Source organism: Ohtaekwangia sp. (assembly GCF_036568665.1).
Taxonomy (GTDB): domain Bacteria; phylum Bacteroidota; class Bacteroidia; order Cytophagales; family Cyclobacteriaceae; genus Ohtaekwangia.
Map to the genome: position 1 here is coordinate 1 of NZ_DATCSD010000386.1, position 4951 is coordinate 4951.

The window sequence follows — 4951 nt, forward strand, 5'->3', positions numbered from 1 at the left end:
CTCGGCATGCTTCTCAAAACAACGGTGCAGGTACCCGATATGCGGAACCACTTCCTTTACTATCTCGCCATCCATCAATACTTCCAGTCGAAGTACTCCGTGTGTAGAAGGATGCTGAGGCCCGAGGTTAATGATCATCTCCTCCGACCGCAGGTTCTCCGGTTTCAGTTTATTAGGTTCTGAAAGCTCGAGGATTCCTTCCTTATAGTTATACTGTATCCGATCGGTGGGCATTGTTCTGTGCTTTACTAATTTTCAAAAATGGGTCTTTGAGAAATATATACTCTAATATTCAACGCGAATGTCGCGGTAGTATTCCTGGTGCTGGTAATCTTTTCGGAGCGGGTATCCTTCCCAATCGGCCGGCATAAGTATTCTGCGAAGATCCGGATGATTATGGAAGATGATACCATACATATCGAATACTTCACGTTCGAGCCAATCGGCAGATTTCCAGATATGCGTTAATGATTCGACCGCAGGATTTTCACGCGGCAGCATTACACGTATCATCAACTGAAAATTATAGGGGATGGAATACAAATTATATACTACTTCCATCGTAGCAGCCTGCACGCCATTATCTATACCGGTTACACACGAGAGCATATCAAAATAGGTAGACGCATCCTCGCGAAGTACAGTACATACAGCAACAAGCTTTTCATGATTAACAACCAGTGTTGCAGGTGTACCCGTTGCATCGACACGAACGTAGTCTGCACCAATCTTATCATTCAATAAAGAAACAATTGTATCGATCGTCATCGTAGTTGGGATCATTCTCTAATACTATTCTACAATCAAAATTAAAGAATACAGTGGAATGTGAGGTACACGTTACAAGATAGTTTTATTGCCGGCGAACGAACGTTACAATTATTTTTTATACTACACATTGCCAAATCATAAATCCATGTACCTTTGCATAAGCATTTCACCTCATTCATGTTTAACCTTAACGAGTGAGAAATTATGTTGGTACTAAGTTCACATATCTTCAAATAACCGCTACGGTAAGATTTTTACCGGATCAGGTCTGGCATTTTCAAGCCAAAAAATCAATAAGTAGAAATTTCAGGCACATTAAGTCGTGAGTCATGTGCTCGCTATATGCTTTCGCGTATAGTCTGCCACGCCTGCATTTTACTTTGCTGCATGTAATAGCAAGGCAGGTATTCTCATGCGCTTATGTGCCCAACAAAACCTTTATGGGCAAACAAAAAATAACGATACATGACCTCGCGGTCATCCGTTTTCCTTCTGATATAGCCAGAAGTCTCGCGTTGAATTTAATGAACAGACACTTCAAGCATATATCCAACGAGGAGAAACTGACGCTGATTACCGATGTGCTGGAGCATCCGACAAACTATACGGATCATACAACGCTTGGTATACTGGTGCACAAACTCCTAAACACTATTGCAGATGAAACAGCATCGCAGGTATACGAACTGGAGCCCGTGCCACGGCCTTTTGATGTGTTTGGCAGCAAGCATATCGATGGCAATGCTATGCGGCAAATGGAACTGGTTATGCGCTTACCCATAGCGTTGAAGGGCGCACTGATGCCGGATGCACATCAGGGATATGGCATGCCAATCGGTGGTGTACTCGCTACTAAAAATGCTGTTATACCGTATGGTGTTGGCATGGACATCGGTTGTCGCATGGCGCTGAGCATTCTCGATTTACCGGGAAGTTATATAGAACATCGCTCGCATGAATTAAAGAAAGTATTGCAGGAGTATACGCACTTCGGCAATGATGGCGGACTTGAATTTTCGCAGGAGCATGCTATACTCGATCATCCGGATTTTCAGGAGACGGCTTTATTGAAGCGACTGCATGGCAAAGCAGTACGACAACTAGGAAGCTCCGGCTCCGGAAATCACTTTGTTGAATTCGGAATCGTTGAGCTCGCTGATGACAACACTTTGGGAGTAAGACCAGGGCACTATGCAGCTATACTCTCCCACTCAGGCTCCAGAAGCCTCGGTGCAAATATAGCACAGCACTATACCACTATAGCTACAGGCAAATGCAAGCTTCCGCGCGAAGCAAAATCATTAGCATGGCTTGACCTGGATAGTGAAGAAGGTGCAGAGTATTGGCTTTCGATGAATCTTGCCGGTGAATATGCACGGGCATGTCATGATCAGATCCATAAAAATCTGATACGCGCTTTAGGTATAGATGTCCTCACGTCCGTTGAGAATCATCACAACTTTGCGTGGAAAGAAACACTCATCGATGGCAACGAATATATAGTCCATCGAAAAGGAGCTACACCGGCAGCCACAGGTATATATGGTATTATACCCGGCAGTATGATTGCTCCGGGCTATATCGTGCGCGGATTAGGTAACGATGCATCATTATACTCTGCAGCGCATGGCGCTGGTCGCAAGATGTCGCGACTGAAAGCAAAGGAATCAACCACCATGGGCAGTATGAAAAAATTACTGCAGAAGGAGAAAGTTATACTCCTGGGCGGCAGTGCCGAAGAATCACCGGGTGCCTACAAAGACATCGAAGTGGTTATGCGAAGCCAGCAAACGCTAGTAGCAACCGAAGGAAAATTCCATCCGAAGATTGTACGGATGGCTAAAGATTAAACTATATGAAACTAAAATTTACACATAGCGAATTAATAGAAAGGAAGAACAAGCTACAGACAGTAGCCACAGCGTTGAAAGAGCGCTTTATCGGCAACGATCATGTGATCGATGAAGTAATCAACCTGTTAATGCCTTGGTATTTGTTTCCGGAAGCGCAGCTTAGACCAACGGTTATAAATTTATGGGGATTGACGGGCTCTGGCAAGACAGCGCTTGTACAAAGTATCGTGGAGATGCTGGACCATCGTAAACTATATACGCACATCGACATGGGTGAGTTCGAATCTGATTCTGCCTCGTGGATGAAGAATATATTTACAGAAGACCTGGAGTTCTTCCACCAAAAATCTGCTATCATTTGTCTTGATGAATTTCAATTTGCACGAACACTGGACGCCAACAATAATGAACTGGGTAAAGATAAACTTCGTGTGATCTGGGATATACTCGACTCAGGCAAGATCGATTACATACCGGGCAGCAGCACGTATTATCTATACCGGGCCGATGCCTGCATTACTAAGATCGACAAGGCGATCAAAAATGGTGTAACGATAGAACATGGTGAAGTAGCAGCCGAAGCAGAGATGTTTCTGCAGATATTTGAAACGTTCTATTTCGAAAGTTACGAACGATGCAACGTGCCAATAAACAAGTCGTACTTTCTGTCATCTGATTTTATTGAAGGGCTGTATTGTCTGTTCGATCATGACGAGTTCTCCAAGAACTATATCCGCGACAAGATAAAGGCTTCTACGTTAGCCGAGCTCCGTGAATTTATTATTGAAGGAATGAAAACTCGACCGGCAACTAAAGAACTTGATCTGTCACATTCAGTCATCTTTGTGTTGGGAAACCTGGACGAAGCATACCCGATGAGTAGCAGCATGAATCCGGATATCAGTGCAGATGAATTTTACGAAGCAACCACGCATATCACGATTGCCAATATCAAGAGTGCATTACGCAGGAGGTTTCGTAGCGAGCAGATCGCACGTCTGGGAAACAATCATGTTATATACCGCTCATTCAACAATGCTCATTTCCGGGTATTGATCCAGCGTGAACTTGAATCTTTTGGATGGAAGATTGATTTTGATTCTTCAGTGATAGATGTAGTATATGCAGAAGGCGTATTTCCTTCGCAAGGCACACGTCCGGTATTTACTACTATCAAAAACCTGATTGAATCACGCATTGGCAAATTGGTGATGGAGATACTCGAAAAAGATCTGCCAGCCGATGTTGTGCACTGGTATTATGCAGAAGAGTATTTTCTACTGGAGATCTGTAATGCTAATGGAAAGTATATATATTCTTTTCTGGATGCAGTAAATCTGAAAATCGATAGCCTGCGCAAAACGATCAACAGCAGTACACAGGCGCATACTGGTATACATGAGGCCGGACATGCCGTGTTGGCCGCACTTACATTACGTATAATACCCTCCGTTGTAGTTTCTAAAACTGCTTCTGACGATGGTGAAGGCTTTTGTATGATCAACTTTCCGGACGGACCGATGACAAAGGATACGATCCGAAAGGACATCATTCTTACGCTGGGCGGATATGCCGCGGAGAAACTCATCTTCGGTGAGGAGCATACTTCTTCTGGCGTAAGACACGATATTGAGACTGCTACGGAACTGGCAAACCGGGCTATCCGCCAATATGCCATGGGTATAGATCCCGTTCTTATAGTAGCATCCTCATCTGATAATGCTGATAGTTTTTATCACACAGAGAGGTATTCGCAGGAAGCCTTGCGCATCATCAAAGATTGTCTCACGCAGGCAGAATTGATCCTGAACAGAAATAAACTTCTGTTACTGAAAATGGGTGAATATCTTACAACACATGCCCGTATGGAAGAAGCCATGATTGCCGAGTATGTCAGAAAATATAGTATAGAAGAATGGGTTCGCACAGAAGGCTTCGTTCGAAAAGAAGATTACTATAGCTTTGACAGAAACGTACAACAACAAATCAGAGCGCTGGAAAAAGCTGCGCAATTACAAACTGCTGTTGAAATGGTATAGCTATACTGCAATGAATATGGCAATAACAATAACCACTAAACCCTCGAATAACCCCGGGGGTTTTCTTTTGCAACTTATTTTTAGTGGTTACGTTTTTCTTATTGCCAGTATTCTATCTTTGCGTTGTATATATAGCACTATGTTTAACCCTTTAACTGAGGGATTTTAAAATGCTCGTCTTGTAATACTATACCATCCTTATTTATACTCCCGTTCGGGAGCCGGATCGGTATTATCCTATCTATACTATTCCTTGTCAATAACAGCTTGTGCAGTATAACTCCACAA

Annotated in this window: 3 protein-coding genes and 1 pseudogene; 2 read left to right on the forward strand and 2 right to left on the reverse strand. The window is 43.3% G+C overall.

Annotated features, from left to right (window positions below; genetic code table 11):
• Both VIN08_RS22530 and VIN08_RS22535 read right to left on the reverse strand, forming a co-directional pair.
• Positions 1 to 234: pseudogene (locus VIN08_RS22530) on the reverse strand (NADH-quinone oxidoreductase subunit D); the annotation flags it as partial.
• Between the two features lie 51 nt (positions 235 to 285).
• Entirely contained in the window at positions 286 to 783 is a 498-nt protein-coding gene (locus VIN08_RS22535) for an NADH-quinone oxidoreductase subunit C (protein WP_331970125.1), read from the reverse strand.
• 428 nt (positions 784 to 1211) lie between these two features.
• On the opposite strand from VIN08_RS22535, the gene VIN08_RS22540 reads away from it, so the two are divergent.
• Positions 1212 to 2621, forward strand: coding sequence for an RtcB family protein (locus VIN08_RS22540; RefSeq protein ID WP_331970128.1), 1410 nt, complete (start codon positions 1212 to 1214; stop codon positions 2619 to 2621).
• Positions 2622 to 2626: 5 nt separating this feature from the next.
• A complete protein-coding gene (locus tag VIN08_RS22545; protein ID WP_331970131.1) occupies positions 2627 to 4663 on the forward strand; it encodes a hypothetical protein in 2037 nt (678 codons plus the stop codon).
• The last annotated feature ends 288 nt before the right edge of the window (positions 4664 to 4951 follow it).